This window comes from Streptomyces sp. NPDC046862 (genome assembly GCF_040704615.1).
Lineage (GTDB): Bacteria > Actinomycetota > Actinomycetes > Streptomycetales > Streptomycetaceae > Streptomyces.
This window is the reverse complement of sequence record NZ_JBEYXP010000015.1, coordinates 43,453-69,952: the sequence shown is the minus strand read 5'-3', so window position 1 is coordinate 69,952 and position 26,500 is coordinate 43,453. Positions and strand designations below refer to the sequence as shown.

Genomic DNA, 26,500 nt, shown 5'->3' with positions numbered 1-26,500 from the left:
CGCATGGAAGCGGTACTGATTGATCCCAGCAAGAAAGGCGCCGAGAAGTTCTACCTTGGCACGGTGCCCACCCCACGGCCCTCCGACGGCGAGGTGCTCGTCGAGGTGAAGGCCGTGGCCTTGAGTGCGTGGGAGAAGGGGTTCGTCCAGAACAACGACCCGCGTTCGCTGGCCCGCAGGACCAGGCGGAGAGCGGTCGGTCTCGGCCTGGAATTCGCTGGCGTGGTCCGCTCGGACAGCCGGTGCTTCACGCGAGGGCAACGTGTCCTGGGCGGCCCGCACCTGACGAAGGGTGAGAAATCCCTAGCCCAGTACGTGGCCGTTCGAGAGGAGTACCTCGCCGAACTACCCGACAGCCTCGGCTTCGCCCAGGCGGCGGCCCTGCCTATCGGCGCTGAGACCGCGCTGACCGGCCTCGACAAGGCCGCCGTCGGCAGCGGGGACCGGGTGCTGGTCGTCGGTGCGAGCGGAGGCGTTGGCGTGTACGCCGTCCAGATCGCTGCTGCCCTCGGCGCTGAAGTCACCGCGATCGGCGGCCGGAACTCAGCACCGCGCCTCAAGGAACTCGGCGCGACGACCGTCCACACCTACCGCGACACGTCCTTCGAGGACCTCACTCACACCTACGACATCGTCCTTGACCTCTCCGGGAGGCTGCGCTTCGGTCAGGTGACGAAGAAGCTCACCCGGACTGGGACTTTCGTCAACGTCAATCCGCACAAGGACCTCACGGGCCTGGCCGCATCCCTATTCGGCAGAAGAAAGGCACCGTTCATCTACGTCCCGCACTCGTCCGCCGCAGCACAGACCCGCATCCTGGACATGGTCGCCCGAGGCGAACTCACGCCCGTCGTGGAAGCGGTCCACGACATCACCCAGTTCCGCGCGGCCTTCACCGACCTGACGCGGAACGAAAGGTTCGGCAAGATCGTCATCTCCTACTGAAGCGCTGGACTAACACCTGCAACACAGACCATCACGACACTCCGCCTCGCTGCCGAAACAGCGGGCGGGCTATCGATCCTCAGACGATCGCTTGTCGGTCCAGCGCTTCTTCTTGCCGGAGTGCCGAGCAACGCAGCGTCAGGCTTTCGTACCTCCACGTTGCAGAGACTTCGCAACTAGGTATTCCTCGACACCATAGACACCGCGCTCGCGCCCGTACCCGGAGTCCTTGACGCCTCCGAACGGAGCGTCCCACGCGGTCGGAGCATCGCTTTGGATCACGCCGCCGACGCGGAGCTGTCGGGCGACCCTCTCGAAGCGCGCATCGTCATCGGTCCACACGCGAGCGATGAGGCCGAACCTTGTTCCTTCGGCGAGCTCGATGGCGTGGCCTTCGTTGTCGGCAGGCTGAATGGCGAGCACGGGCCCAAACACCTCCTCCTGCACGATCGGCGCGCTGGGATCGGCGGCCACGACCACCGTAGGAGCGGCATACCAACCGCGTGTGAGGTGGGAGATGTCCTTCGACGCGACGATACGTACACCCGGGGTCTCGCCGGCCGCACGGATGTGCTCGACTACCGTGTTTCGTTGCCCCTCGTTCGCCAGAGGCCCCACGGTGCTGGCCGAGTCGAAGGGATCTCCCACGACGATCTGCGACATCACCTTGCGAACTTCGTCTTCGACCTCTTCGAGGAGGTGGCGCGGAACAATGAGCCGAGAAAGCGCCGCACACGTCTGACCCGCGTTGGCGTAACAGCTTCCGATGGTATGCCGCACCGCGGCACGCACCTTGTCATCATCGAGGATGATCGCAGCGCTCTTCCCACCCAGCTCGAGCGACGTGCGCGTCCCCTGCCGAGCAGCGGACACGGCAACCTGTCGTCCCGCTTCGATGGAGCCCGTGAAGGAGACGAAGTCCGCGCGCGCATGGCCTGCGATCGCACTGCCCACGCTCCCGCCGCTTCCACAGACGACATTGAGTACGCCTGCGGGGAGTCCGGCCTCAGCGAATGCTTCAGCCACAAGGAACGTCGTAAGCGGGGCGGCGCTCGGCGGCTTGATGACGATGCTGCATCCGGTAGCGATCGCCGGCGCCACCTTCAACGCTGCCTGCATCAGCGGATAGTTCCATGGAGTGATCGCTCCGACGACGCCCGCCGGCTCGCGGACGACGTCCGAGTTTCCGATCGTCTTGCGCTCCGTGACGGCGTCAAGAGCCGAGGCCGCGGTGTGGCGGATGGCCACGAGGCCCAGTGCGACCTGTGTCGCGTGGACCTGGCTCACCACGGTGCCGACTTCCGCCTGCATCGTGGCGGCGAGGTCATCCGCCATGCCGTCCAGGATGTCTGCGGTCTTTTCGACGACAGCAACGCGATCAGCGGGCGAGGTGGCGGCCCACTGCTTCTGCGCGCGTGCGGCGGAGTCGAATGCGCGGTCGACATCCGCGGGGGTGGCTGATCGCACTCGGGCGATCTCCTCACCGGTGGCGGAGTTGTCCACCGACGCGTACGACGTCCCCGACGGGACACCCCGGGCGTTATCCAGCCACAACGAATCATCGACGATACCCCTGGGGGATGCCATGAATCTCATCCTTCCTAAATGTGAATTGGTGAGCTCACGAGGCTTGAGGCCCACACTGGCCCGTCGCGTCATTGCTCAGCCGATGGACGGTTCAGCCAGCAGCTTCCACGGAGAGGGAACGTCACCGAACGGAACTTCGATGAGCACGGGCGCGTCCGTCCCACGGGCGTTGCGGATTGCCTTCCCGAGCCCTTCTGGCGTGGTGACCCGCTCGCCGGCAACTCCGAACTCCTTGGCCAGCGCCACGAAGTCAGGGTTTTTGAGGTCAACGCCGATGTTGCGACCGAAGGTTTCGGTCTGAATGCGCTGCACATTGCCGAACGCATCGTTGCGGAACACCACGGTCACGAGTCCGATGTTGTACTTGGCGGCAGTGGACAGTTCCTGAAGCGCCCACCCGAAACCACCGTCACCGTTGATCGAGACGACCTGTCGGCCCTTGGCACCGACGGCGGCGCCGAGGCCGGTCGGAAAACCGTAGCCGAGCGTCCCCTGGTATCCGGGCGTGACGTACGTTCCCGCCTGGTACACGGGGAACGCCAGACGCGCCGCGTAGCCGACCTGCGTGAGTTCCTCGATGAAGATGCCGTCGTCCGGCAGGGCCCCGCGGATCGCCTGAAGCCACTGCACTTGAGGGGCGATCGCACTCAGGGCATCGCTTTCCCGCTTACGGTATTGGTCGAGCGACGGAGCTTCACGCTTGCCCTCGGGCAGGGAGTTCGCGATCGCTTCCAGCGCGGCCTTGGCTTCGGCGATGACGGCGACATCGAACTCGCGCGGCGCGCCCACATCGGCGCGGTCCGCGTTGATCGCGATGAGGCGGCGGCGGCCCGGCCGGATGACCGGCTGCCCGGTCATGGTGATGAAGCGAGTACCGACGGCGAGTACGACGTCCGCGTTCTCGAGGACGTCCGCGCCGGCCAAGCGGGACAGTGCGAGCGGGTGCCGGTCGCTGATGGCTCCCTTCCCGTTCCGGCTGGTGATGACGGGCGCACCGAGGCGCTCGGCGAGTGCCTGGAGTGCAGCGCTCGACGCCGTATCGCGTACCCCTCCGCCTGCAACGATGACGGGCCGCTCGGCGGCGGCGAGGAGCTCAACGGCACGGTTGACCGATTCCTCGTCGATCTCACTGGTGTGGCCACCGGCAGGGTGCACCACACCGGCAGTCGTTTTCGCCTGGAGTACATCCGGGGGAATCTCGAGGCCGACGGGCCGCGGACGGCCGCTCGAGACCTGCTGGAACGCTTCGCGTACAAGGCCGGCTATCTCCTCAGGAGACCGCGCGATGGCGTTCCACTTGGTGAGCGAACGCAGAAGGTCCGTCTGTCCTTGAATCTCATGGAGCATGCCGAGACCCCGCCCGATGGTCGGTGAAGGAATCTGGCCGGTGATACAGACGACAGGGCTGTTCGTCGCAAACGCAGTCGACAATGCCGCGCCAGCATTCAGAAGACCAGGACCGGGCACGACCATGCAGACACCGGGCCGGTCAGCCACACGTGCATAGCCGTCCGCCATGTACGCGGCCCCCTGCTCGTGCCGCGCCGAGACGAAATCGATCGACTCGCGGTTCTGCGCGAGACCGTCCACGGCGTAGTCCAGCTGGATCCCGGGGACGCCGAAAATCGTCTTGACGCCCTCCGCGATCAGTTGTTCGGTGAGGATTTCTCCACCGGTCTTCGTCATCTCTTGCCTTTCTTCCGCCCCTAGGCGGGTGTAACGGGGCGGGCGCTGCTCGCGAAGTGCCAGCGCCCACACGCGTCTTTCAACTAATGCATCTTGCTGAGGAATCGATAAGCGCGCTCCAACATCCACTGCCTGCGGCGCAACTTCGTTTCCGATACGGCCGCGAAAAGGAGCCGAGGCGATATCCGCCAGCCGCTGGGTGCGAGTAGGCGCAGACGAGGCTCCATGACATTCGAGGGACGGGAGCGAGAGTGCCTCGAACCGCTAGATGGCGCTCAGATCTCGCGTTCGGCTCTCCGATGCGATCAGGATCGTCACGAGGCAGACGGCGAGCACCCCCAGCCACACCCAGCCCAGTACAGCGATACCTCCGGTCGCGGTGACCAGGGAGGTCGCGATGAGGGGCGTGAAGCCCGAGCCCAGTGACGCTGCGGTCTGGAAACACAGCGAAGCGCCGGTGAAACGGAGGCGGGTGGGGAACAACTCCGCAAGGAACGCAGCGAGCGGTCCGAGGATGGTGCCCTGGATGAACTGACCGATGATGACAGCAGTGGCGAAGCTCTCCGCAGTCCCCGTCTGGATCAGGTTGAGCATCGGGAAGACGAAGATCAGCGCGGCGACCGTACCAATGGCGAGGAGCGGACGGCGCCCCCAACGGTCGCTCAGCCGGGCACTGATGAAGGCCGCGATGAAGAGAGCGACCGAGCCGAGGATCTTCAGATTGAGGATGGTCGTACGGTCAGCACCCAGCTCGACGACGTGGTTAACTGCCCACGAGCTGGCGATTCCATCGATGGTCAGTTGGCTGATAGCGACCACGATGCCCAGTACGACAGGCTTCGGGTGGTAGCGCAGGACCTCCAGAACTGGCACCTTTCGCTTCTCCGCTTCCTGATCCAACGATTTGAACAGCGTGCTCTCACTGACTCTCAGGCGGATGAACATCCCAACCAGGACGAGGAGCAAGCTGAGCAGGAAGGGAACGCGCCATCCCCAGGAGAGGAACTGGTGCTGCGGGAGCGTGGAGGCGAGGGAGATGGACCCGGTGGCGAGCATCGCGCCGGCGGGTGCGCCGAGGTTCGCGAACGAGGCTGCGAAGCCACGCTTTGCGCCGGGGGAGTGCTCGAGGGCAATGAGCATCGCGCCGCCCCACTCGCCACCGACGGCCACACCCTGTAGGAGCCGACAGGTGACGAGAAGGATCGGCGCCGTGACTCCGATCAGTTCAGTGGAAGGAATGAGCCCGATCGCCGCTGTCGAGAGGCCCATGATGAGCATGGTGGTGACGAGCACGCCCTTGCGGCCGAGCTTGTCGCCGAAGTGCCCGAAGATCACGCCTCCGAGCGGCCGGGCAACGTACCCGATCGCCAGCGTGACGAAGGATGCGACGGTCGCCATGTTCGGCGACAGGTCGTTGAAGAAGACATGCGGGAAGACGACTGCGGCCGCTATGACGTACAGAACGAAGTCGTAGAACTCGATCACGCTTCCGCTGAAGCTGGACAGCAGAATGCGTCGCATGGGCCCATGCCACAGTGAGTCAGAGCGGTCCTGCCGTATGACTGCGGCGTTTTCGGTGGATACCATCGGAGATCCCTCACATACGGCCGCGACCGGGGAGATCAGCGGCGAAGCTCGGCTCAGGGAAAATCGCTTCGGACTTGGTTTTGACGAGACTCCCGGCGATGTAGCGCAGCATCGCCGGGGATCCCATCGCGCGACCGCAATGCGGTCGGAGGGCCGGCCGACGTGCGCGAGGGAGGGTGTCGCGAAGCTCCACGTACGGCAGGCCCGGGTACCGGTGCGCGTCCTCGAGCGTCTCCTTCATCGCTTCGACGATCGCCGCCTGCGGAGGCCTGGGGGGACCTCGTTCAAGGCAAGGCACGCCTGCCTGGGTGCTTCCCCGCCTGCCGGGCGTTGGCCCGGCACGGACGGAGGCAGCTCCTGAAGCCGGTGGGCGATTCTCAGTGATCCCACGTGCTCTCCTCGAACATCTCTGCTGAACGAGCGATGTCCAGCCGCGCTGCCGGTGCCAAGCAGATTGCGCCACTCACGGGATTACGGCAATCACAAATATCAGGCTAGGTAGTTCAAAAATCCTAAACATCTTGCCCTCGCTCGCGCTCCCGCGACGGGACAGCTCTTGGTCAACTACCGGTTCTTCAGCGTGGTCCGCTGGGTCTTGAGGCTGAGGCATACCTCAGCAACCACGCGTCCGGCGGAGTGAGCAGAGAGCCTCGAACCGTCTCTCGCGGAACGAGGCCCTCCATACCTGCCCCGCGTCCCGGTGGTTCCGCAAGACGGACTTAAGGGCCGTGGCTCCGCCTCTTCCGGCCGACCGTCACAGCGGCCGGGGACTCACTTGTGGGCGGGGCTGTGGTAGCGCGGGGCGAGTGTGCTGGTGGAGGAGGAGCGGAGCTCGAATTCCGCTGCGGCGATGCGGTTCACCGCCTCGCCGTCGACCAGTCCGGGCACGCACACCACCTCGCCGGTTTCCAAGGCCCTGAGCGAGGCGGTCACCACGTCCTCGACGGGCATGCCTCCGTCGTCGTGCACCCGCGCTACATCACCGGCTACCGGGTCCTGGCCCTGCGTGAGATGGAACTCGGTGGCCGTCAGCCCGGGGCACAGCACCTGGACACGAACCGGCGCACCGTCCAACTCTGCGGCGAGGGTTCGGCTGAAGGTGACTACGTACCCCTTGGCCCCTCCATAGACCGCCCGCACCGGCAGAGGGTCCGGCGGAAGCGAACCGGCGAAGGCGAGGGTGGAAGCCACATTCACCACAGCGCCGCGGCCGCGTGCCAGCATGCCCGGCACGGCTGCACGAGCGAGCCGGGTGAGCGCCACCACGTTCACGGCCATCACCTTCTCCAGCAGTGCTGTGTCGGTCTCGGCGAAGGGGCCGTAGCCGTTGATGCCCGCGTTGTTCACCAGCAGCTCGACGTCGTCCTCGGCGGTTCGCCGGGCAACCCGGTCCAGGTCACCGGCATCGCCCAGATCCGCGACGACGGTTTCCACCCGCACGTCGTGCTGCCCGGTCAGCTCTGCGGCAAGTGCTCGGAGACGCTCCGAGCGACGCGCCACCAGCACCAGATCGTGACCATCTGCAGCGAGCCGACGTGCGTAGGCTGCACCGATGCCGGAGGAGGCACCGGTCACGATGGCTGTTCCCCTGGCGGGAAGCGATTCGGGATGGGTAGTCATGAATTCCTCCTTGCATTCGTGATTCCACGGAGGCGTCCCTCAGGTGGACACCACCCGGGTCCAGGGCCGTCGCTGTCTACGCGACGGCGATGTTCCTGGCCTCGGCAGTGATGATCTTCAGTGCCTCGGTGATGCGGTCGTGGTGGGTGCGGTGGGAGACCACGCAGACGCGCAGGGTGTAGCGGCTGTCGACGACCGTGCTGGAGAGCACGATGCGTCGGTGGCCGTTAATCCGCTCCAGTAGACGGCGGCTCGCCTCATCGGCCCGCTCCGCGGCGTCCCGGCTGGCGTCGGCGGGGCGGACACGGAAGATCACAGTGGACAGGTCCGGACGCTGCGGAACCTCCAGCTTCGCGACGCCGGACAGCGCGTCGTGGACCTGTTCGGCCAGGTCGAGCTTCTCGTCCAGAGCCTCGCGGAAGGCGTCCACCCCGTGCAGGTGCAGGGGCAGCCAGGCCCGCACACCGCGGATCTCGTGAGTCAGCTCGGGCCCAAGTTCACCGGAATTCGGCACGCTCCCCGCCGCCCCCATGTCCTGGAGGTAGCTGCCGGTGCCGTCGTGCGCGGCGTGCAGGGCGGAGAGGTCGCGCACGACCAGGGCGCCGGTGCCGAACGGCATGAACAGGGTCTTGTGCGGGTCCAGGGTGATCGAGTCGGCCTGCTCCATACCGGCGAGGCGTTCTGCTCCGCGTGCGGTGAGGCGGAAGAAGCCTCCGTAGGCCGCGTCGACGTGGAACCACACGTCCTCGCGGCGGGCCAGGTCGGCCAGCTGCGGCAGCGGATCGACGGTGCCGGTGTCCGTGGTGCCGGCGGTGGCCACCAGCAGGAACGGCCGCAGTCCGGCGTCCCGGTCGGCGCGGATCATCGCGGCGGCGGCATCGGGGTCCATCCGCAGGTCCGGGGTGTGCGGGACGGCACGTATGTGGGCGGCGCGGATGCCGGCGAGGCGAGCTGCCTTGGCGACGGAGTGGTGGGCGAAGGCGGTGGTGTAGACGGTGCCGTCGACGAGGTCCTCGCCGAGCTTGTGGTGGCGGGCGGCGACCGTCGCGGAGAAGGTGGCCATCGAGCCACCGCTGGTCAGCAGCCCGCCGCTGCCTTCGGGGAGACCGCACACCTCTTGGGCCATCCAGCGGATCACGCTCTCCTCCAGCGCGGCGAGGGCCGGGGCGACGGAGGCCAGGCCGCCGTAGCGGTTGATGGCACGGTTGTAGAACTCGGCGAGCGCGGCCGCGTACAGGCCGCTGCCCGGGATGTAGGCCAGGTGGCCGGGACCGGCCGTCTCCAGTGCGCAGTCGGCGGCCTCGTCCAGGCGTGCGAGCAGGGCCTTCAGGTCACCGCCGCGGGCGGGTGGCGGCGCCAGGAAGGACTCCACCAGGTCGGCTTCGGCCTGCGGGGACAGGGGGTTGGTCGCGGGGCGTGCCGCGAGCTTGTCGGTGCGATCGACGACACGGTCCAGGACGAGACGGCCCATTTCCGCCATCGCGGCGCGGTCGGGTTCCAGGGGGAAGTAGTGCATGAGGCAGTCCGATGTCGTTGAGGGGCTGAGGAGCGGCAGTCCGGCGTAACGGCCGGAGCACGTGACCAGGATGCATCGCCAAGTCCAGCATGCGATGGCGTACGCAGTGCCCAGAAGGCCCTGTGGCGCAGGATTGTTCGCCGATGCGGCCGCTACGCTGCATTTCATGCCACGCCCCCTGTACGACCGCATCGACCGGGCGATCCTGGACCACCTCCAGCGCCACGGCCGCACCCCCAACGTCGACCTCGCCGAGGCCGTACGCCTGTCACCCTCGTCCTGCCTGCGCCGCACCAAGGCGCTGGAGGAGGACGGGGTCCTGGCCGGCTACCGGGCCGATCTGGACCGCGAGCGCCTCGGGCTCGGGCTGACGGTGTTCCTCTCCCTCAAGGTCGAGCACTCCCGCACCACCTCCCAGGTGGTTGAAGAGGCGCTGAAGGCGATCGACCACGTGGTCGCCTGCCATGTGGTATCCGGCGACGCCGACTTCTTCGTCGAGCTCGCCGTGCCGGACCTGCGCACCTTCGAAAAGGTGCTCACGGACCAGATCCTGGCCATCGGTCCCGTTCGGGACGCCCGCAGCACCTTCTGCATCCGCACCGTCATCGACCGAGGCCCGCTCCCCCTCAACTCCTGGCCCGCCCCACGCCCATGACGGCCCAGCAAGCGCCACCGCCTGGCGCAGGACGGCAGCCGCGCGCAGAGGTCGAGGCGGCCGTGATGCGGCCATACCGATGCACCGCATGTCAGACGCGCCCGGTGGGTGGCCTCACAGGTTGACCCGACTACGGGGGTCGGTCGGGAACGTAGTTTGAGCATCGCGACGGAAGTCAGGCGCCGAGGCGGTCCTGGAGCGCATCCCGCGGAGCGCAAGCAAGCTCAAGCGCGAGGCCCGGGTATCCGGACATCGCCGTCCGGCTGCCACCGGCCGTTGTGCCCTTCGGTAACTTGACGCGGACTCCGTGCCCATTGCGGGGTTTACACGTCCATACCAACGCCCTAGTCTCAGTGTCCGTAACGCATGTTGCGTAGACAGTAACGTTGTCTGGCGGGGGTCAGCGTCGGCTGGTCAAACAGCCGGCGCGCGACCGGTCGCCGCCGTCCGTGACCCCGGTCGGGCCGTTCGGGAACCTCGCCGCAGGTTCGACTCCCATCCCTGGCGAGGCCGGAGCCGTATGCGCCGACCCCGCCAGCCGCGCCGGTCTACGCCGGGTGCGCGGCCTGGTCGCCGCCGCCATCGCTCGAGATGGCCACAGAGGCGTTCGGTGAACAAGCCGCACTCAAGACAGCGGATTGAACTGGAGTGACGATGGCAAATACAGCGAGCGAGGCCGCCGGCGTGTCTCAGGCCGCCGAGCTGCGGGCGTTGGACATGGCCCACGTGCTGCACCCACATGCGGTGGTGGGGCAGCCGTCGGTGCCCTTCATCGTGGACAGTGCGCACGGAGCGATCGTGCGCGACATCCACGGTGATGAGTACCTGGACGGGACATGCGGCTTGTGGCAGTGCGCAGTCGGTCACGGCCGCCCGGAACTGGCACGGGTCGCAGCCGAGCAGATGCGGCAGCTGGAGTTCTACGCATCGTTCTGGAACTTTTCCAACCCGCCCGCGATCCGCCTGGCACATCGGCTGGCCCACATCGCGCCTTCAGGCCTGGACTCCGTGTTCCTCACCAACGGCGGTTCCGAGGGAAACGAGACGGCCATCAAGCTGGCCCGACTGGCCTGGCACACTCAGGGGAATCCGGACCGGACCATCATCCTGTCGCGCCAGGGCGGATATCACGGAGTGGCTGCCGGGGCCATGGCCGCGACCGGCCTGCCCGCCTTCCACGAGGGCTTCGGCCCGCTCCCTCCGGGGTTCGTGCACTTGAGCAAGCCGCATGCCCGGCGACTGGGCGAGAACGCAGCGGATGTGCTGATCGACGAACTCGAGCAGACCATCTCGGACATCGGTCCGGAGCGAATCGCTGCGTTCATCGGTGAACCGCTCCTCGGTGTCGGAGGCATGGTGCCACCGCCGCCGCACTACTGGGATCGGCTGCAGAACGTGCTCCGCAAGCACGGCATTCTGCTGATCGTCGATGAGATCGTCACCGCCTTCGGCCGCCTCGGGTACTGGTTCGGCTGCGAGCGGTACGGCATCGAACCGGACATCGTCGTCACCGCGAAGGGCCTGTCCAGCGGGTACGTTCCGATGGGTGCGGTGCTGATCGGTCAACGCGTCATGGGGATGCTGCACGGAGCCCCGTTCCGGCACGGGTTCACCTACAACGGTCATCCGGTCGGTGCGGCCGTGTCGCTCGCCAACCTCGACCTCATCGAGTCCGAAGGGCTTCTGGAGCGCTCCCGCACTCTCGGCGCGCGAATCCTCGAAGCACTCAAGCCGTTGGAGGACGAGCCGACGGTCTTCGAAGTCCGCGGAGAGGGCTTGGCGTTCGGCCTGGAACTCGAACTGGAAGATGCGACCCCGGTCGTCGAAGCCGCCCGCCGGGAGGGGGTCCTTGTACGCGGAACGGGTCCGAACATCGTGATATCGCCGCCCCTGGTGCTGACCGACGCTCAGGCCGATCACCTGGTGACCGCGGTGACCAAGGCGGTGCGATCGCTGTGACCTGTTCGTCGGGGTCGCCGGCGTGCTCATCGCGCCGGCTGCGCTGGTGTTTCGCTTCGTGCCCACGCTGACCAGCGCCTACGTGGCCTCGCCCGTCATGGCATAGCCTTCGGCAGCTCCATGGCCGTCGACTCGCGTACGGCGGACGTCGAGGCCGAACTGTGTCTCTTCGAGGCGACCGGCGCCGGTGTCGGCCGTGACACCCTTCGACCCCGTCGTCGAGCGCAGGTTCGGTTGGTCCAGGAGCTCGGACCCGGCCCGGTTCATGATCGATCCGGCGCTCGCCCACCGGTTCGTGAGAGTCCTATGTCGACGATCCGCGTCACGTCCCACCCGGGCGCGCACGGAATGCGACGCACTCGCAGAAGCCCATTGACCGTCCCAGCGAGAATCCAGAAGGTGACCCCCCATGCAAATCCAGGCGGCGGTGACGGAATACAAGGGTGCGGAGTTCGCTCTTGTCCCACTCCAGCTTGAGGCGCCCCGAGACAACGAGGTGCTCGTTCGTATGATCAGTTCGGGGGTCTGTCAAACCGATCTACACGCACGCGACCAGCTGGACCCGGTGCCGCTCCCGGCAGTGCTGGGACATGAGGGAGCCGGGGTGGTAGAAACCGTCGGCCGAGGCGTTGCGATGATCGAGCCAGGGGATCACGTTGTTCTCACGTTCGGCAGTTGTGGATCCTGTGGCATGTGTGAGCGCGGTCGGCCGTCATATTGCGGCCACTTCTACGCGCACAACTTCTCTGGTGCCCGGCCTGACGGCACGACGCCTCTCAGCCGCGCCGGCCACGCCGTTCAGGGGGCGTTCTTCGGGCAGTCCTCCTTCGCTACCTACGCGGTGGTGCCCGAGCGCAACGTCGTCAAGGTCGATGAGGCCGCGCCCCTCCAACTGCTGGGCCCGCTTGGCTGCGGCATTCAGACCGGCGCCGGCGCAGTCCTCAACGCGCTACGGCCCGAGGTGGGGACAAGCCTCGCGGTTTTCGGGGCCGGATCAGTCGGCCTCAGCGCGGTCATGGCCGCCGTTGTCGCCGGTTGCACCACCATCGCCGTGGTCGACCTCAACGAGAATCGTTTGAAGCTGGCGCGGGAACTCGGCGCGACCCACACTCTCAATGCTCCTCAGGGCGGAACTGTCGAGGGCCTCCGCGATCTGGCGGCGGGCCCTGGGCTCGACTTCGCGCTGGACACGACCGGTATTCCGGCGGTCTTTCGTTCGGCAGTCGACGCCCTCGCCGTCGGCGGTGTATGCGGGCTTATCGGCGGCTCCCCGCCCGGCACCGAGGTGAGTCTCGATATGGAGTCGCTGCTGTTCGGTAGGACCGTCCGGGGGATCGTCGAGGGCGACAGCATCCCGCGCTCTTTTATCCCGAAGCTGGTTCAGCTTCATCGCGAGGGACGGTTCCCGTTCGACAAATTGATCAAGACGTACCCGTTCGCCGACATCAACCAGGCGGTCGAAGACTCGGAGTCCGGAACCACCGTCAAGCCCGTCCTGACCTTCGCCTAGCCGCCAGACTCATCGGGAAGCCAGCACCACTGCGCTACGACAAGTTCTTCGTCGGCGGATCCTGGATTGCGCCCGCAACGAACCGAGTGCTCGCCCTGATCAACCCCAGTACCGAGGAGCAGGTCGGAGAAGGACAGGAGGTGATGCAGGCAGACACCGACGCAGCGGTCGCGGCAGCCCGTCATTCCTTCGCCGACTCCACCGGCTGAGCACACCGGGATCCGTCGGCCCGTGCGGATGCACGGATAGGCTCGCGAATCGATCAACCACCGCGCCGACGGCTTCGCCGGCCTTCGGCAGGGTCAAGGCGAGCGGACTCAAGCGGGAGCTCGGGCCTGAGGGCTCGGCTGCATACCGGCAGATCCAGAGCGTCTTTCTCTGACGCAGGTCTAGGTCGACTAGGGCGTGATCGTTCACATGCATAACATGAATCAGAGAATACGAGCCGCATCTTGCTGCGCGTCCGAGAGGATGGGCGGACCAGATCTGTCGGCCTCTGCTATTTCATTCACCGAGTGGCAGGAACTTGTATCACGTTCATTCGTCCCGCTGGAAATGCACCGCAGTGGTCACGGCCGATTCCATGGTGATTTCCGCAAGCGTGTCCTGTCCGATGTGATGTTCTGCGAGATGAACGCCACAGGCCACAGTTTCGAGCGGACGCCAGAGTTGATCGCTCCCAACGACGACGGTTTCTACAAGATTTGCATCCAGATCGCCGGGGCAGGAATCCTCATCCAGGATGGCCGTGAGGCGATGCTGAGCCCCGGCGATCTGGCGATCTACGACACCGAGCGACCCTACACACGCGAGTTCAGTCAGGATTTTCGATGCCTGGCGGTGATGTTCCCCCGACGTGCCATCGACCTTCATGCGGACGTCGTTCGCCAGGTGACTGCGGTACGGATCGGTGTCGACGTGCCCTTGGGCCGGATAGCGGGTTCGTTCCTCACCCACGTCGCGGAGAACCTGGACCAGGTCTCCGGTCCGAGTGGCGTTCGGTTGACCCACCACCTCCTCGATCTCATCAGTACGTTGCTTTCGGACGAGTTCGGGCCGGGTCGTCGCCTGGTGAGCCCGGCCGAGGACCTGCTTGGGCGGATCAGAGCATTCATCGAGAAGAATCTTCAGGATCCGAACCTGGGTCCGACCATGGTCGCTTCTGCGCACTACATCTCGACGCGGCACCTTCATAACCTCTTTCAGTTGGAAGGGGCGACGATCAGTTCGTTCATTCGGTCTCGTCGTTTGGAGCACTGTCGCCGAGACCTGTCGGACCCGATGCGTCGGAAGTGCTCTGTGGCAGCAATCGCTGCCCATTGGGGTTTCCTCGATGCCGCGCACTTCAGCCGCATCTTCAAGGGCGTATACGGGGTTTCGCCTCGGACGTACCGAGACACAACGCTGAGTGCGGAACCGAACCTGTTGAGTGGTCCCGCACGTGCTGTTCACAACGCTCGCGATACAGCCGGCGGACCGCCGAAGTTCGATCCTGCCGCAACCGTCACTGCTGGCCGTGATCAGACCCACCGGTGGACGTCGAGCGGTCATCTGCCGCCAGGGGTCCGTCCTGATTCGAGTCGCCCGAACTGAAGGAAGAGTGGGTGACCCGGCGCGGGAGGCGTGTCTAGCGAGGCTGAGCGGCAGGGACGTCGTTTTGCTCCATCAAGCGCTGCAGAGACTGGGCTGCAGAAGCGGCAGCCGCCGCGAACTGAGGCGCCCCGTCCTCGTTGATGTCCTGGGCGAGGCCGGTGACTGAGATGACAGCCCGGCACTGGTCGCCTGCGCCGAAGACCGGCACGGCGACGTCGGCGGTGAGCGGATCGAGTTGGCCAGAGGAGTGCGCATAGCCGGAGTCCCGGATCATCTGCAGTTGCTCAGCCCAGTTGTCGATGTCGATCCCTGCGGCAGCTGCAGTGTCGAGGAAGGTGCGTTGTTCGCCTGGAGTGGCGAAGGCCAGGAGGGTCAGACCGCTGGCAGAGCGCCAAGGCTCGAAGAGTTCACCGCTGAAACCGCGGAAGCGCTGGTAGCGCGGAGAGCGCACGGTTTCGATGACCCGGCAGCCGCCGGACTCAAGCACCTCGATCCCCGCGATGCGATCGGTTTCGATGGCCAGCCGGTTCAGTACGGGGCGGGATAGCTCAGCCAGGCTGTGCCTCGCTCCCGGGCTCTGTGTCATCCGCAGGAATGCCCAGCCGAGGATGTACCGGTCATTCTCGTCGCGCAGGACGAAATTGCGATCGGCGAGTTCGGCCAGCGACCGATGGGCGGTGGCCCGGTGGAGTCCGACGCTCTCAGCCAGTTCGGTAAGCCTCTGTGGCCCCTCGGCGTCGGCGAGCGCCTTCAGCAGATCGAGGGCCTTGGCGACTGCGCTTCGGTCCGTCCGTGCCACAGCGGACTCCTTTCCTCTTGTCCGGATCACACATGCTCGAAACGCCTAGTGCAACGTACGTTGCATTCTAAGTAACGGTTTCGCGGCTGGAGAATCCCGCCTGGGGGGTCATCGCCAGTGTCTGTGTGGCATGCCCCGGGCGAGGCGTTCGCTCACTTCGGCGTCGACGACGCACACGTAGCGACGCGGTGATTACCGCTTGCCCTCAGCCGCGGGCACTCTGCCCACCTGCCGTCGTGGAGATGCTTGGCTCCTGTCTCTTCGGCGGCGGGCCACGAGGGGGGCGACGGGGTCGGCGCTGCGGTGTTCGTCCTTGGACCCTGTGGAACTATTGCACCGATTTGAGAAGGATTGCCTACAAGGAGAATGCAGGCGTGGTGCCGGGGTGGGCCGCTTCGAAAAGCGCTACGGCTCAGGTCAGTGGCTAGGCCGTGTAGGCGGGCTGCCGGCCGCGTTCCCCGGGGGGTCTGTCTCGGTGCGCATTTTCTCGTACAGGGCCGGGTCGTGCGCACAAATGATCGCGAGGTCGGGGTCTGCCCGCCGGTACAGCTCGGTGAGGCGGGCGTGGTTGTCCCGCACCTTTTTCAGGTCGTGGGCGATGAGGGTTTCCATGACGCGGAGGCCGACGGGTACTGGGGTGCGGGGATCGAGTGTGCCGCGGTGGTAGAAGGCGTCGCCGGCGTGCAGGATCCAGCGGGCGCCGGTGTCCACCGCGACGCAGGCGTGCCCGCGGGTGTGGCCAGGCAGGGAGATGAGGACGATGCCGGGGGCCACGTCGGTGAGTTCCATGGCCGCGGCGAAGCCGCGCCAGGCCTCTCCGTCAGGGCTGTGTTCGACGAGATTCGGGCCGTGCGCCCATTGGGCGGGACGGAAGCGGAGCCGTTCCCGCCAGGACGGGGAGTGGACGGCCCCTCGTGCCTCGGCCGCGGTGACGTGAACCTGAGCCTGGGGGAAGTCGGACAGACCGCCGATGTGGTCCGCGTCGAAGTGCGTGAGGACGATGTGCCGGACGTCGTCGCGACGGAAACCGAGCCGTTCGACCTGGCGGGCGGCTGCCTCCCGGGGGTCCAGGACCGGCCGGACGTAGTGGCGCGAGGGCCCGACGCGCCGTCCGGGATCCGCGATGTCGTCCAGACCGTAACCGGAGTCCACGAGGACCAGGCCGCTGCCGGTCTCGATCAGGAGTACGTGGCAGACCAGATCGGCGCCTCGCGGGCGCATGGTGCCGCAGTTGAGGTGGTGGACCCTCATGTGGACCTCTTGGGAGTTCAGTCTGCGAGGGCGGGGGGTGTGGTGTTGACGAGGCGGGGGTCCGGCTGACTGCTGGACATCCTGAGAAGGCCCCTGACGCAGCGGGCGATCAGCACCCAGTTCCTGGGATTCTTCATGTTCAGACCGCCGAGGAGTTGCTTCAGCAGGGTAAGGCTGTCGAAGTAGACGCGTTCGCAGACCAGGTTCTCGTCGGAGTCGAAGATGAAGTAGGCGGTCATGCGTATGCGGAAGGGGTTCCCGGTGGGCGGGATGGCGCCGAGCTGGCCGAGGTGGGTGCCCAGCAGCCAGAACTCCACGATCACGGCGTCGTCGCTGTGGCGGAGGGCGATGATCTCGTGGTCCTGGTCGGGGAACGCCACGCGGGTGGCGTGGTAGTAGCCGCGCACCGCCCGGTCGCCGTCGTGGACCTCCATGGTGGGGATGAGCTCGTAGTGAGGGTGCGGGAAGGTGGCCAGGACATCGTCCCAGTCCTGGCGGACCTCGTCGTGGAAGTGGTCCAGGACCACCTTCTGCCGGGCTTTGCGGATGTCGTCGGCGAGCATCAGTGAGTCAGCGCCTTGTGGGTGAACGTGGGCTTGGTGCCCGGGTTGCTCCAGGCCGCGGTCAGTTCGCTGGAGGGGAAGAACTGCAGGAAGCGAGGGTCGGTCTGGGACCGGTCGACCAGGGTCTTCTCGACGATCAGTGAGTTGTACTGCTCGGCGGTGGTCTCGATGGTGTTGGCGTTGAGGACCACTTCCTGCTGCCAGGTGCGCGCCCAGCGGGCTATGCCGGGCATGCGGGAGTGTTCGGGGGTCAGGCACTCTGCGGCGATGGCGTTCTCGCTGCTGGCCCAGACACCGGTCGAGGTGTTGAGTATCAGCGTCTGGTTGCCGAAGACGTGGCCGGGGGTGGCGATGACGGCGATGCCCGGGCCGAGAAGCACGGAGCCGTCGACCGCGAGGAACGCCTCGGGGCGTACGGCCTGGTATGTGTCCGCCTGGTACCAGGGCTGCTGGAGGGGGTGCAGCTGGGACATGGCGAGCAGTTCGTGGCGCTGCACGATGACCCTGGCGTTGGGGAAGGCCGGCTCTGTTATGCCGCCGAGGTCGGCCTGAGGGCTGGTAGTGCCGATCCAGCGGCGCAGGTCCTGGGTGTGCAGGTGGTCGAACATCAGGTAGTCGACGTCCTGGGGCTGGATGCCGAGCCGGGCCAAGTGCCCGAGGACTGTGCCATGTTCGGTGACCATCACAGACTGCAGTGGGCCGGGAGTGCGCCGGGCGAGGGCGGCGAAGTAAGGGGTGTTCCGGCCGAGTTCCACGTCGCTGGGCTCGAAGAGCAGCACGCGCTGCCGTCCGTCGCTGTCCGTCCAGCGGATGACGAGCATGCGGTTGGTGATGGCGAGAAACGGGGTGATGGCCCAGCTCGCCCGGAACAGGCCGAACCTGGTGGGGTAGGGCAGGGTCACCAGGTCGCAGGTGGTGACGCTGTCCGGGGATCCCGTCGCGGTGAACTCGGCGCGCAGTGCCTTCGCCCGCGTACGGGCCCACGCGAGTGCGGCGCCGTAGCCGCCCGGCACCTCGTCCAGGCCGTCGAGGGTGGTGATGCGGGTGCCGGGCCCGGGCATGTCGAGGACATCGGTGTCCTGCCAAGCGAGCTTCATCGGTCCTCCTGAAAGCGGACATGGTCCGGGGCGGCAGGTCGGTGCGGCCGAGTTGCACGGATGAGTGCGCGGCTGGCGCAAGCTGTGTCCGGAGCCAGTAAGACTTGCAGTGCAAGTGTTTGCTGGACGCTAGACTTGCATCGCAAGTGATGTCAAGGGAGAGGCCGAATGACAGCTCGAGGAACTGGCCGCGGCAGGCGGCTCGGTCTGACGCGAGAGAAGGTGATCGCGACAGCAGTGACGATGATCGACCGCGACGGACCCGATGCCTTCTCTCTGCGGAAACTGGCCGTTGAGCTCGACATCGAGAACATGTCGCTCTACAGCCACGTGTCGAACAAGGATGACCTGCTCGACGGTGTCGCCGAGGCCCTGCTCGCCAGCGTCGACTTTCCCGGAGAGGACGCCAGTACATGGCAGGACCGCATCCGGGCCCAGGCCGCCGCCTTCCGGGCCGCCGCGCAACAGCACCCAAAGACGTTTCCCCTGGTGCTCACGAGGCCCACTCAGTCTCGCGCGGCCCTGGATGCCATGCGCTCAACCTTGGCCTGCCTGACCGATCTCGGGCTCGCACCCGAGGAGCTGGTCCTCGTCCTGCGCAGTTACACCGCCTTCGTGGTGGGCTCGATCATGCGGGAGCTGGGCTATGCCATCTACCTGGGCGCCATGGACGAAGGCCAGATCCAGCAACGTATCGACGACATCGCGGGCACGGGCGACCCCCTCCTGTCTGCTACCGCGCCTTTTCTGGCGACCGGCGATCACGACGCCGCATTCCACTATGGACTCGAACTGCTGATCGCCGGACTGGCCGCCCGGACCGGTGTGGCTTACGACGGAGGGCCGCTGAAGGCCGGGTGAAGCTGCTGTCGCCGACGGAGGAGTGGATGCCCGGCGGGCGGATGGACGCTTACCCAACGTACGGTGCTCGGCCCCGTGCGGTTGAGGCGTCGCATCTCTTGCGGACGACGGACAGCCTCAACGAGCACTCGACTGGCGCGACACATCAAGGCGCCGCTGGCGTCATTTCTTAGTCCACTACCAGAGCAGGAGCCTGGCTCTCTGAAACATTGGTGTCTCCACGCCTTCGGCCGACGAGGGCCATGACGACCAGGGCGACCGCCAGCGTTGCGAGGGCGAGGTATGGGGCCCAGACAGTGGGTGCCGAAACCTTGTAGATGGCGCCGAAGACGGCGCTGACGGTGAGCGCTGTGCCGACGCCTGCTGCGATCCAGACCTTGACCCTGCTGCCGGCGTCACGGAGTCCGCGCACAGCGCTGACGGACAGGAGGAGGTAGACCACCATCATCGCGAAGCCGCCGAAGGTGGAGGTCCAGATGAACGTCGAGAAGTAGTCCGGTGCGCTGCCGAGGCGGAACGGACCGGCCGCCACGTTCGAGACCAGGATCCAGATGAACAGAAAAGCGCCCATGAGTACCAGCGCGTTGACCGGAGTGCCGTGCCGTCGGCTGACCTTGTCGAGCCGACGCGGAATCCAGCCGTCACGGGCGAGCGAGAAGATGCCTCGGCTGGCGGCAACCGCTACGCCGATGTACACGGCCAGCATGTCCAGCAGGATGACGAGTTCGAGAATCCGCCGCATGGCCACGGAACCGGCGCCACCGGCACCCGCGGGCCCGCCGAGGAAGATAAGCGGCGTTTCACCGGATCCGAGGGCGGCCTGGATCTTCGCGAGGTCGAGTCCGAAGCCGGCGACCTGTGCGTAGGTGGCGAGCAGGTAGAAAGCGGCGGCGATCAGCAGCGAGGTGAGGACCGCTCGCGGGATGTTCTTGCCGGGGTTGTCCGTCTCCTCGGCGAGATTGGCCGAGGTCTCGAAGCCGGTGAACAGCAGCACGCCGTAGAGGACGCCGAAGAGCACACCGCCCCAGCCGTCCGGGGAACTCGACGGGGAGAAGGCCTTGACGCTGTTCGCGTCACCGGCATGTGCGATGAGGTAGATGAAGAACCCGACGAGGACCAGCATGGACGTCAGGGCCAGTGCCATCTGCGCCTTGATCGACACACGGACACCCACGTGGGCGACCGCGAGCACCAGCGCGAGCAGGAGTACCTGCCAGCCCCAGACGGGAAGGACCCCGTGGTGGAACTCCGCCTGGAGCGTGTCATAGACGTAGCCGCCGATGTAGATGCCGAGGGAGGAGCCGAGCATCAGCATGCCGGCGTAGTAGACGACGCCGGCGGCGGCACCGATCCGCGCGCCGAGTCCGGCGCTGATGTAACTGTAGAGCGACCCGGCCGAGTGGATTCGCTTCGCGTATTCGGCGACGATCCATCCGAGTCCGAGAACGCCGATGGTGGCGATCAGAACGGACAGTGGCGCCGCGGGGCCCGCACTCTTTCCTGATGCGCCTTCGATGAGAAGGATCAGCAGGATCGAAGCCGAGAAGACCGGGCCGAGGAAGCCCACGGACTGGGCGATGGCGTCGACGAGCTTCAGTCTGTGGGGTGTCGCAGACGGCGGGGACATATGAGAACTCCTCGCTTGTTCACGGGTTGTGGGCACGAGCCTCGTGTGCCGTAGACCGTAGGGAAGCTCTGCTCCCGTTTCCTTGGCTCTGGGCGCAGCGTTCTTGTCGCTCAGCGAACTGATGCCGGTCCTTTGTGGGAGTCGATGCTCGCTGCGGGGCGTCTCGGGGATGCGGCGGCTACCCCTGCCGAGCCTGTGTGCACTGCGCGGCGCGAGCGTCCGACTCCTGCTCGCAGGCCTCGACCCAGCTGACTGTGAGCGCTATGTGGATCGGGCGCTGGCGGACGGCGCCCGCCCTCCGGGGAACGGACGTGAGTGGCTCCTGCACGACATCCAGCGTGACAGTGCCCGTGGGTGGGCTGTGTCCAACGATGAGATCGACGAGGGAATCCGGTCGGCCGCCGCCCCCATCACCGATGGCGACCACCGTCGCAACCCGTTCCGCACCGTGTCCCGCGTCCCGACTCGACGATTCTAAACGGGAGAAGATCATCGACCTGGTCCGCAAGACCGCCGCGGACATCCCGCACGCCCTGGGCACCTGACAAACAGCCCGGCGCTCCCACGCCGCCGGGCCGCGTGCTGTGGGCGATGCTGCGTGACAAGAGGCTGAGCCACAGGGTTCGCCGGCCATCGGCGGATCATCTTCTCGGTTCCGGTGGCGCTGGACAATGAAGCCATGACCTCTCGCAGGTTGGGACGGACAGCGCTGTCACCACCCCATGGCGCTCTCGCGGCCCGGAAAACCGCCGACCCAGCCCCATGCGAAGCCATGAGAGTGATCTCGTACGAACACCGGACTGCCGCTGCGGTGTCGAGGTGGACGAGCCGGTGCAACGGGGGCGCGGACTGTGATGGAGGACCCACTGATACCTGAACTGCTCGGGCTGGGCGCTGGGCGGCGAGGCAATCCAGACGTTCGCGCACTCGCCTCAGTCGAGGACGGCGTTGATGCGGCTCGTTGAACTCGGCTCTCTCCGCAGTTCCGTCAATTCCCATCACGAAGCCGTTGATCCCTCCGGCAGAGGTCCGGGCGGATGGGAACGGTTGGCTTCACAGCACCCGCTGCCCCTCTTTGCCGAACTCGTGGCGGCAGAACGCGATGAGCGTGCTCACCTTCGCTGTCGGGATGGTGCCGTCGGGGTAGGCGATCACGACGCTGTTGGGTGGGACATCATCAGCGATTCGGCGGTAGGCCAGCGGGAGGCCGTCGTAGGTGCGATCACCCTGCGGGCGGCCCATGATGATCGTGTAGCCCAGGCCCCTGGCGACCATTGAGCGGATGGTCTCGACGTTGGCGCTGCGCCAGCGCACCTGAGGCTCGAACCCGGCGGAGCGCAGGATGTCCTCCACATGGCTGGTCGCCGGCTGCAGCGCGACCAGGATGGCGGTTTCGTTCTCGAGCTCGCGAAGCGGCACCTCGTCGAACGCCGCGAGACGGTGGGAAGGCGACACCGCCAGCACCAGTCGCACCGGGGCGATCTCCGCACTGTCGATTCCCGGCCCCAGATGGTTGGAGTAGTTGAGCACGACATCGAGCTCCCCCCTGAGCATGCGGTCGTGCAGCACGGCGGACGCGTCTTCGACGAGATGCACTTCGACACCGGGGTGGTTCTCAGCGAAGTGCACGGCGATGCGCGGGAACAGCCAGGGCGACAGGGTGCTGAAGCACCCGATCCGCAAGGGGCCCGTCAGCTCCCCTCGGACGATCCGGGCTGCCGCGCTGATGTCCGCCGACCGGGCGAGCAGGGCGTTTGCGTGCTCGTAGACCCACCGCCCGGCAGGAGTGACGGAAACGCCTTTGCCTCGGCGGCGCAGCGTGAGCTGGACCTTCAGGGATGTCTCGAGTTCCTTCAGCGCGAGCGACACCCCTCCCGGGGAGACGTGGAGGCGCTGCGCGGCCGCCGTCACGGACTCGGCCTCGACGACGGCTACGAAGTACTCGAGCTGGCGGAGAGTGAAGTCAGCCACTTCAAAGATCCTAAACAAGTAGTCGAGATACTTGTGATTGTCGCATGAAGTGGGTCGCGCTCATAGTCAAAGCATCGCTCCGCCAGGACCGAAGTCCCAGCACTAGCGGCATGAGCGACGAGCGAAGGAGCCCACTGTGATGCAGCCGCGAAAGGTCAGGCCCACCGCCTCCTCCGTGGACGAGGAGCGGCTGTGGCGCAAACGCAGCCTTGCCGCGGCGTTCCGGCTCTTCGCCGGATTGGTGTTCGACCCGCAGGAGGGCAAGCGGATCGCGGGAGCGCTCGGCGGCACCAAGGCCGTCATCCTGCGCAACCACGGGCTCCTCACCGTCGGCGGGACAGTGGACGAGGCCGCTTGGTGGTTCATCACGATGGAGCGCTCCTGCCAGGCACAGCTCCTGGCCCGAGCCGCCGGCACCCCGAGGCGCATCCGGTCCGAGGTTGCCCGGCAGACGCGGAACGAGATCGGCACCCCGGCCGCGGGCTGGAACAGCTTCCAGCCGCTGTACGACCGGGCCGTCGCCCCATACCCCGCTCTACTCGACTGATTTCCGCATCCGTGAGCCGCATCACCAGAGGGGTGTAACACGTGGACGTCATCAGAGCCGTGTCAGGACAGGGGCAGGAGCAAAAGCTCAACGCCCCCCACATGCGGAGCATCCTCGCCTCCAGCTTCATAGGAGGCGCCATCGAGTTCTACGACTTCCTGCTGTACGCGACCGCCTCCGCCCTTGTCTTCCCCCGCGTCTTCTTCAACGACCTGACCCCCGGCGTCGCCGCCTTCGCCTCATTCGGGACCCTTGCGGCGGGGTACGTGGCACGCCCGCTGGGCGGGGCGATCTTCGGACACTTCGGCGATCGGATGGGCCGCAAGGGCGCCCTGGTGACCTCGATGCTGATCATGGGGATCGCCACGACGCTGATCGGCCTGCTGCCCGCGACTTCTCAGATTGGCGGCGCCGCGGTCGTGCTCCTGATCGTCCTGCGGATCCTGCAGGGCATCGCGGTGGGTGGCGAGTGGGGCGGGGCCATGCTCATCGCCATCGAGCATGCCCCCGGAGGCAAGCGTGGGCTTGCTGCCTCCTTCGCGAGCCTGGGCGCGCCGGCCGGCTCCATTCTCGCGACGGGTGCCATGTCCGCTGCCACGCTCTTGCCGGACGAGCAGTTCCTCTCGTGGGGCTGGCGCATTCCCTTCCTGCTCAGCATCGTCCTCGTGACCATCGGGTTGTTCATCCGGCTCAAGGTTGCCGAAAGTCCTCTGTTCAAGCGGTTCGAGGAAGAAGCCGAGCGCCGCCGGATCCCGGTCGTCGACGTCTTCACCCGCTACTCGAAGAGGCTCCTGCTGGGCACCGTCGTGGGCATCAGCCAGCTCACCATCTCGGGCATGGCCAGCGTGTGGGCCGTCAACTACGTAGTCGCACACGGGGCGGAGCGGACCGGTGTTCTCAACATGAAGACGTGCGCCGCGGTTGCCATGCTCGTGACGACGCTTGTTTCGGCACGCATGTGCGACCGGCTCGGCCGAAGGCCCGTCCTGATCGCCGGAATCGTCGCGGCGATGCTCTTCGCCTACCCGATGCTCCTGCTGGTCCAGCAGGCAACCGTGGCCGGCTTCGCGGTCGCCGTCATCGTCGGACAGGGCATTCAGGGCATCATCATCGGCCCCCTCGCCGCCTTCCTGGCCGAGCTGTTTCCCACATCCATCCGGTTCACCGGCTCGTCCCTGTGTTTCCAGGGTGCCTCGGCGCTCGGCGCTGGGTTCACGCCCATGGCCGCCGCGGCGCTGGTCTCAGCGGCAGGAGGCGGATTCGTGCTTCTGGGCGGCGTGTGGATCGGCGTGCTCGCCGTGTGCTTCCTGGCCGCGGTGGTCGCCGCTGAAGGACGGCGCAAGGACCTCGCCTCCATCGGCTGAGCCGGGGCCTGTTTTCTGTCCGACTTATCAATGAACTTGGAGAACGCATGACACGCACCGCTGAAGCCGACGTCATCATCGTCGGGGCCGGTCCGGTGGGTCTGACGGCCGCCATGGATCTCAACGCGCGTGGCATCTCGACCATCGTGGTGGAGAAGCGCTCCTATCAGGAGCTGCCGAGCGTCAAGTGCAACCACGTGTCGGCCCGCACCATGGAACGCTTCCGCAGGCTCGGGGTCGCGGCCGAGATCCGAAACTCGGGCCTGCCCGCCGCATACCCGCATGACATCGCGTTCCGCACTGTGTTGACGGGGCAGGAGATCGCGCGGATCCCCATCCCCTCCCGCAGCGACCGCTACACCTCACGCAACGGCCCCGACACCGGCTGGCCGACCCCCGAGCCGCCGCACCGTATCAACCAGACCTACCTCGAGCCCATCCTCGTCGAGCACGTTGCCGCACTGCCGCACGTGACCCTGCTCAACGACACGCAGTTCCTGTCCGTCACACAGACCGACGACCACGTCGAGGCCCTCATCAGCGACGCGGCCGGCGAGAACCTGCGGACGATCAGAGCGAGGTTCCTTATCGGCGCGGACGGCTCCCGTTCGGCGGTGCGCAAGCAGATCGGCGCGAAGCTCACCGGGGACGCCGTACTCCAGCAGGTCCAGTCCACCTGCATTCGTGCTCCGAAGCTGTACGAGCTCATGCCTGGTGCCCCCGCCTGGGGCTACTACACCTTCAACCCCCGGCGCAACGGCCACGTGTACGCGATTGACGGCCGCGAGGTCTTCATCGTCCACAACTACCTCACCGAACAAGAGGCCGCCGACGGCTCCGTCGACCGTGACGAGGCGATCCGCACGATCCTCGGAGTCGACGAGAGCTTCGAGTACGAGATCGTCTCCCGCGAGGACTGGGTCGCGCGGCGGATGGTCGCGGACCGGTTCCGCGATGGCCGCATCTTCATCGCCGGCGACGCCTGCCACCTGTGGGTGCCCTACGCCGGTTACGGCATGAACGCAGGCATCGCCGACGGACTCAACCTCACCTGGCTGCTCGGGGCGCATCTCTCCGGCTGGGCCGACTACGGCATCCTCGACGCCTACGAGGCCGAGCGCCAGCCCATCACCGACCAGGTGTCCCGGTTCGTGATGAACCACCAGCAGAAGATCGCCCGATCCCGCATCCCGAATGTGATCGAGGAGGATTCCGACGAGGGCCGGGAAGCCCGTGAGCGGATCGGCCGTGAGGCATACGAGTTCAATGTCCAGCAGTTCGCTGCCGCCGGCCTCAACTTCGGCTACGTATACGACACATCGCCCATCATCAGCTACGACGGCGAGCAGGCACCCTCCTACTCGATGGGCTCCTTCGTCCCGTCCACGGTCCCGGGTTGCCGAGCCCCGCACTTCTGGCTCGACGACACCACTTCCGTGTACGACGAGTTCGGGCAGGGCTACACACTTTTGAGCTTCGGCGACCGAGGCGACCTGGCCGAACTGATCGACGCCGCAGCCGCTTCAGGAGTGCCGCTCACCGTCATCGATGTCCCGGAAGGCGTAGCGGGCGAGGAACACGACCACGCCTTCCTCGTGTGCAGAGAAGACCAGCACGTCGCGTGGCGAGGCAACTCCGCGCCCGAGAACGTCACCGGCCTGATCGAACTGCTCCGCGGCGCCGTGCCGTCGAAGGCCCCGAGTGCCGAGATCCCGGTGGCCGCGGGCAGCGCCGCCGGCCAGTGAGCAGGTGCGACGAGCCG

General features: G+C 66.5%; 23 protein-coding genes and 1 pseudogene. 11 read left to right on the top strand and 13 right to left on the bottom strand.

All coding sequences use genetic code 11. The features are described from left to right. Nucleotides 1-3 precede the first annotated feature (3 nt). Nucleotides 4-945: an NAD(P)-dependent alcohol dehydrogenase gene (locus AB0959_RS18575; protein WP_366827480.1), complete on the top strand. Its 942-nt coding sequence runs from the start codon at nt 4-6 to the stop codon at nt 943-945. Between the two features lie 138 nt (nt 946-1,083). Here the strand turns inward: AB0959_RS18575 and AB0959_RS18570 are convergent, their stop codons facing one another. The 6 genes from AB0959_RS18570 to AB0959_RS18545 form a co-directional block, all read right to left on the bottom strand. Then, nucleotides 1,084-2,532 carry an aldehyde dehydrogenase family protein gene (locus AB0959_RS18570; RefSeq protein ID WP_366827479.1) on the bottom strand — a complete coding sequence of 483 codons (1,449 nt, stop codon included), beginning with the start codon at nt 2,530-2,532 and terminating at the stop codon, nt 1,084-1,086. A gap of 75 nt (nt 2,533-2,607) precedes the next feature. After that, nucleotides 2,608-4,218: a thiamine pyrophosphate-binding protein gene (locus AB0959_RS18565; protein WP_366827478.1), complete on the bottom strand. Its 1,611-nt coding sequence runs from the start codon at nt 4,216-4,218 to the stop codon at nt 2,608-2,610. Between the two features lie 264 nt (nt 4,219-4,482). Then, nucleotides 4,483-5,739, bottom strand: a complete 1,257-nt coding sequence (locus AB0959_RS18560; protein ID WP_366827477.1) for an MFS transporter — start codon at nt 5,737-5,739, stop codon at nt 4,483-4,485. A 76-nt stretch (nt 5,740-5,815) separates the two neighbouring features. Next, nucleotides 5,816-6,046, bottom strand: a complete 231-nt coding sequence (locus AB0959_RS18555) for a hypothetical protein (RefSeq protein WP_366827476.1) — start codon at nt 6,044-6,046, stop codon at nt 5,816-5,818. Between the two features lie 530 nt (nt 6,047-6,576). After that, entirely contained in the window at nt 6,577-7,380 is an 804-nt protein-coding gene (locus tag AB0959_RS18550) for an SDR family oxidoreductase (protein ID WP_366827475.1), read from the bottom strand. A gap of 121 nt (nt 7,381-7,501) precedes the next feature. Beyond that, the gene (locus AB0959_RS18545) at nt 7,502-8,941 is read right to left on the bottom strand and encodes an aminotransferase class V-fold PLP-dependent enzyme (RefSeq protein ID WP_366827474.1); all 1,440 of its coding nucleotides are present in this window, start codon (nt 8,939-8,941) and stop codon (nt 7,502-7,504) included. A 166-nt stretch (nt 8,942-9,107) separates the two neighbouring features. Between AB0959_RS18545 and AB0959_RS18540 the strand changes: the two genes are divergently transcribed. Both AB0959_RS18540 and AB0959_RS18535 read left to right on the top strand, forming a co-directional pair. After that, complete coding sequence (locus AB0959_RS18540) at nt 9,108-9,596, top strand: Lrp/AsnC family transcriptional regulator (protein WP_366827473.1); 489 nt, start codon at nt 9,108-9,110, stop codon at nt 9,594-9,596. 654 nt (nt 9,597-10,250) lie between these two features. Then, nucleotides 10,251-11,555: an aspartate aminotransferase family protein gene (locus tag AB0959_RS18535; protein ID WP_366827472.1), complete on the top strand. Its 1,305-nt coding sequence runs from the start codon at nt 10,251-10,253 to the stop codon at nt 11,553-11,555. A 78-nt stretch (nt 11,556-11,633) separates the two neighbouring features. On the opposite strand, the gene AB0959_RS18530 is transcribed toward AB0959_RS18535, so the two are convergent. Continuing rightward, the gene (locus AB0959_RS18530; RefSeq protein ID WP_366827471.1) at nt 11,634-11,822 is read right to left on the bottom strand and encodes a hypothetical protein; all 189 of its coding nucleotides are present in this window, start codon (nt 11,820-11,822) and stop codon (nt 11,634-11,636) included. Nucleotides 11,823-11,964: 142 nt separating this feature from the next. Here AB0959_RS18530 and AB0959_RS18525 point away from each other — a divergent pair, with 142 nt between their 5' ends. Continuing rightward, nucleotides 11,965-13,065, top strand: a complete 1,101-nt coding sequence (locus AB0959_RS18525) for an NAD(P)-dependent alcohol dehydrogenase (RefSeq protein WP_366827470.1) — start codon at nt 11,965-11,967, stop codon at nt 13,063-13,065. 426 nt (nt 13,066-13,491) lie between these two features. Beyond that, complete coding sequence (locus tag AB0959_RS18520; protein WP_366827469.1) at nt 13,492-14,658, top strand: helix-turn-helix domain-containing protein; 1,167 nt, start codon at nt 13,492-13,494, stop codon at nt 14,656-14,658. Between the two features lie 34 nt (nt 14,659-14,692). Here the strand turns inward: AB0959_RS18520 and AB0959_RS18515 are convergent, their stop codons facing one another. The 4 genes from AB0959_RS18515 to AB0959_RS18500 form a co-directional block, all read right to left on the bottom strand. Further along, on the bottom strand, nt 14,693-15,457 hold the full coding sequence (locus tag AB0959_RS18515; RefSeq protein WP_366827468.1) for an IclR family transcriptional regulator: 765 nt from the start codon (nt 15,455-15,457) through the stop codon (nt 14,693-14,695). A 417-nt stretch (nt 15,458-15,874) separates the two neighbouring features. Beyond that, complete coding sequence (locus tag AB0959_RS18510) at nt 15,875-16,708, bottom strand: MBL fold metallo-hydrolase (RefSeq protein WP_366827467.1); 834 nt, start codon at nt 16,706-16,708, stop codon at nt 15,875-15,877. A 17-nt stretch (nt 16,709-16,725) separates the two neighbouring features. Next, nucleotides 16,726-17,271: an ester cyclase gene (locus AB0959_RS18505; protein WP_366827466.1), complete on the bottom strand. Its 546-nt coding sequence runs from the start codon at nt 17,269-17,271 to the stop codon at nt 16,726-16,728. Then, entirely contained in the window at nt 17,271-18,368 is a 1,098-nt protein-coding gene (locus tag AB0959_RS18500; protein ID WP_366827465.1) for a hypothetical protein, read from the bottom strand. Before AB0959_RS18500 ends, AB0959_RS18505 begins: the two co-directional genes overlap by 1 nt. A 243-nt stretch (nt 18,369-18,611) precedes the next feature. Here AB0959_RS18500 and AB0959_RS18495 point away from each other — a divergent pair, with 243 nt between their 5' ends. Next, on the top strand, nt 18,612-19,229 hold the full coding sequence (locus AB0959_RS18495; RefSeq protein ID WP_366827597.1) for a TetR/AcrR family transcriptional regulator C-terminal domain-containing protein: 618 nt from the start codon (nt 18,612-18,614) through the stop codon (nt 19,227-19,229). A 169-nt stretch (nt 19,230-19,398) separates the two neighbouring features. On the opposite strand, the gene AB0959_RS18490 is transcribed toward AB0959_RS18495, so the two are convergent. After that, nucleotides 19,399-20,856: an APC family permease gene (locus AB0959_RS18490; RefSeq protein ID WP_366827464.1), complete on the bottom strand. Its 1,458-nt coding sequence runs from the start codon at nt 20,854-20,856 to the stop codon at nt 19,399-19,401. 121 nt (nt 20,857-20,977) lie between these two features. Here AB0959_RS18490 and AB0959_RS18485 point away from each other — a divergent pair, with 121 nt between their 5' ends. Beyond that, a complete protein-coding gene (locus AB0959_RS18485; RefSeq protein ID WP_366827596.1) occupies nt 20,978-21,334 on the top strand; it encodes an IclR family transcriptional regulator C-terminal domain-containing protein in 357 nt (118 codons plus the stop codon). 575 nt (nt 21,335-21,909) lie between these two features. On the opposite strand, the gene AB0959_RS18480 is transcribed toward AB0959_RS18485, so the two are convergent. Then, the gene (locus AB0959_RS18480; RefSeq protein WP_366827595.1) at nt 21,910-22,767 is read right to left on the bottom strand and encodes a LysR substrate-binding domain-containing protein; all 858 of its coding nucleotides are present in this window, start codon (nt 22,765-22,767) and stop codon (nt 21,910-21,912) included. Between AB0959_RS18480 and AB0959_RS18475 the strand changes: the two genes are divergently transcribed. The 4 genes and pseudogenes from AB0959_RS18475 to AB0959_RS18460 all read left to right on the top strand — a co-directional run bounded on the left by AB0959_RS18475 (nt 22,741) and on the right by AB0959_RS18460 (nt 26,483). After that, on the top strand, nt 22,741-22,875 hold the full coding sequence (locus AB0959_RS18475; protein ID WP_366827603.1) for a hypothetical protein: 135 nt from the start codon (nt 22,741-22,743) through the stop codon (nt 22,873-22,875). The two genes, AB0959_RS18480 and AB0959_RS18475, sit on opposite strands and share 27 nt — an antisense overlap. A gap of 181 nt (nt 22,876-23,056) precedes the next feature. Continuing rightward, nucleotides 23,057-23,374 (top strand): annotated as a pseudogene (locus AB0959_RS18470) (class II aldolase/adducin family protein); the annotation flags it as partial. 41 nt (nt 23,375-23,415) lie between these two features. Then, nucleotides 23,416-24,738, top strand: coding sequence for an MFS transporter (locus tag AB0959_RS18465; protein WP_366827463.1), 1,323 nt, complete (start codon nt 23,416-23,418; stop codon nt 24,736-24,738). After that, nucleotides 24,735-26,483, top strand: a complete 1,749-nt coding sequence (locus AB0959_RS18460; RefSeq protein ID WP_366827594.1) for an FAD-dependent oxidoreductase — start codon at nt 24,735-24,737, stop codon at nt 26,481-26,483. The genes AB0959_RS18465 and AB0959_RS18460 overlap by 4 nt, the downstream gene beginning before the upstream one ends. The last annotated feature ends 17 nt before the right edge of the window (nt 26,484-26,500 follow it).

Coding starts and splice junctions, on each gene's coding strand:
- AB0959_RS18560 (WP_366827477.1), bottom strand. CDS start 5,739: ATGCGACGCATTCTGCTGTCCAGCTTCAGCGGAAGCGTGATCGAGTTC.
- AB0959_RS18555 (WP_366827476.1), bottom strand. CDS start 6,046: ATGAAGGAGACGCTCGAGGACGCGCACCGGTACCCGGGCCTGCCGTAC.
- AB0959_RS18570 (WP_366827479.1), bottom strand. CDS start 2,532: ATGGCATCCCCCAGGGGTATCGTCGATGATTCGTTGTGGCTGGATAAC.
- AB0959_RS18500 (WP_366827465.1), bottom strand. CDS start 18,368: ATGAAGCTCGCTTGGCAGGACACCGATGTCCTCGACATGCCCGGGCCC.
- AB0959_RS18510 (WP_366827467.1), bottom strand. CDS start 16,708: ATGAGGGTCCACCACCTCAACTGCGGCACCATGCGCCCGCGAGGCGCC.
- AB0959_RS18495 (WP_366827597.1), top strand. CDS start 18,612: ATGATCGACCGCGACGGACCCGATGCCTTCTCTCTGCGGAAACTGGCC.
- AB0959_RS18520 (WP_366827469.1), top strand. CDS start 13,492: ATGAATCAGAGAATACGAGCCGCATCTTGCTGCGCGTCCGAGAGGATG.
- AB0959_RS18535 (WP_366827472.1), top strand. CDS start 10,251: ATGGCAAATACAGCGAGCGAGGCCGCCGGCGTGTCTCAGGCCGCCGAG.
- AB0959_RS18545 (WP_366827474.1), bottom strand. CDS start 8,941: ATGCACTACTTCCCCCTGGAACCCGACCGCGCCGCGATGGCGGAAATG.
- AB0959_RS18485 (WP_366827596.1), top strand. CDS start 20,978: ATGCCGGTCCTTTGTGGGAGTCGATGCTCGCTGCGGGGCGTCTCGGGG.
- AB0959_RS18530 (WP_366827471.1), bottom strand. CDS start 11,822: ATGAACCGGGCCGGGTCCGAGCTCCTGGACCAACCGAACCTGCGCTCG.
- AB0959_RS18525 (WP_366827470.1), top strand. CDS start 11,965: ATGCAAATCCAGGCGGCGGTGACGGAATACAAGGGTGCGGAGTTCGCT.
- AB0959_RS18565 (WP_366827478.1), bottom strand. CDS start 4,218: ATGACGAAGACCGGTGGAGAAATCCTCACCGAACAACTGATCGCGGAG.
- AB0959_RS18540 (WP_366827473.1), top strand. CDS start 9,108: ATGCCACGCCCCCTGTACGACCGCATCGACCGGGCGATCCTGGACCAC.
- AB0959_RS18490 (WP_366827464.1), bottom strand. CDS start 20,856: ATGTCCCCGCCGTCTGCGACACCCCACAGACTGAAGCTCGTCGACGCC.
- AB0959_RS18505 (WP_366827466.1), bottom strand. CDS start 17,271: ATGCTCGCCGACGACATCCGCAAAGCCCGGCAGAAGGTGGTCCTGGAC.
- AB0959_RS18575 (WP_366827480.1), top strand. CDS start 4: ATGGAAGCGGTACTGATTGATCCCAGCAAGAAAGGCGCCGAGAAGTTC.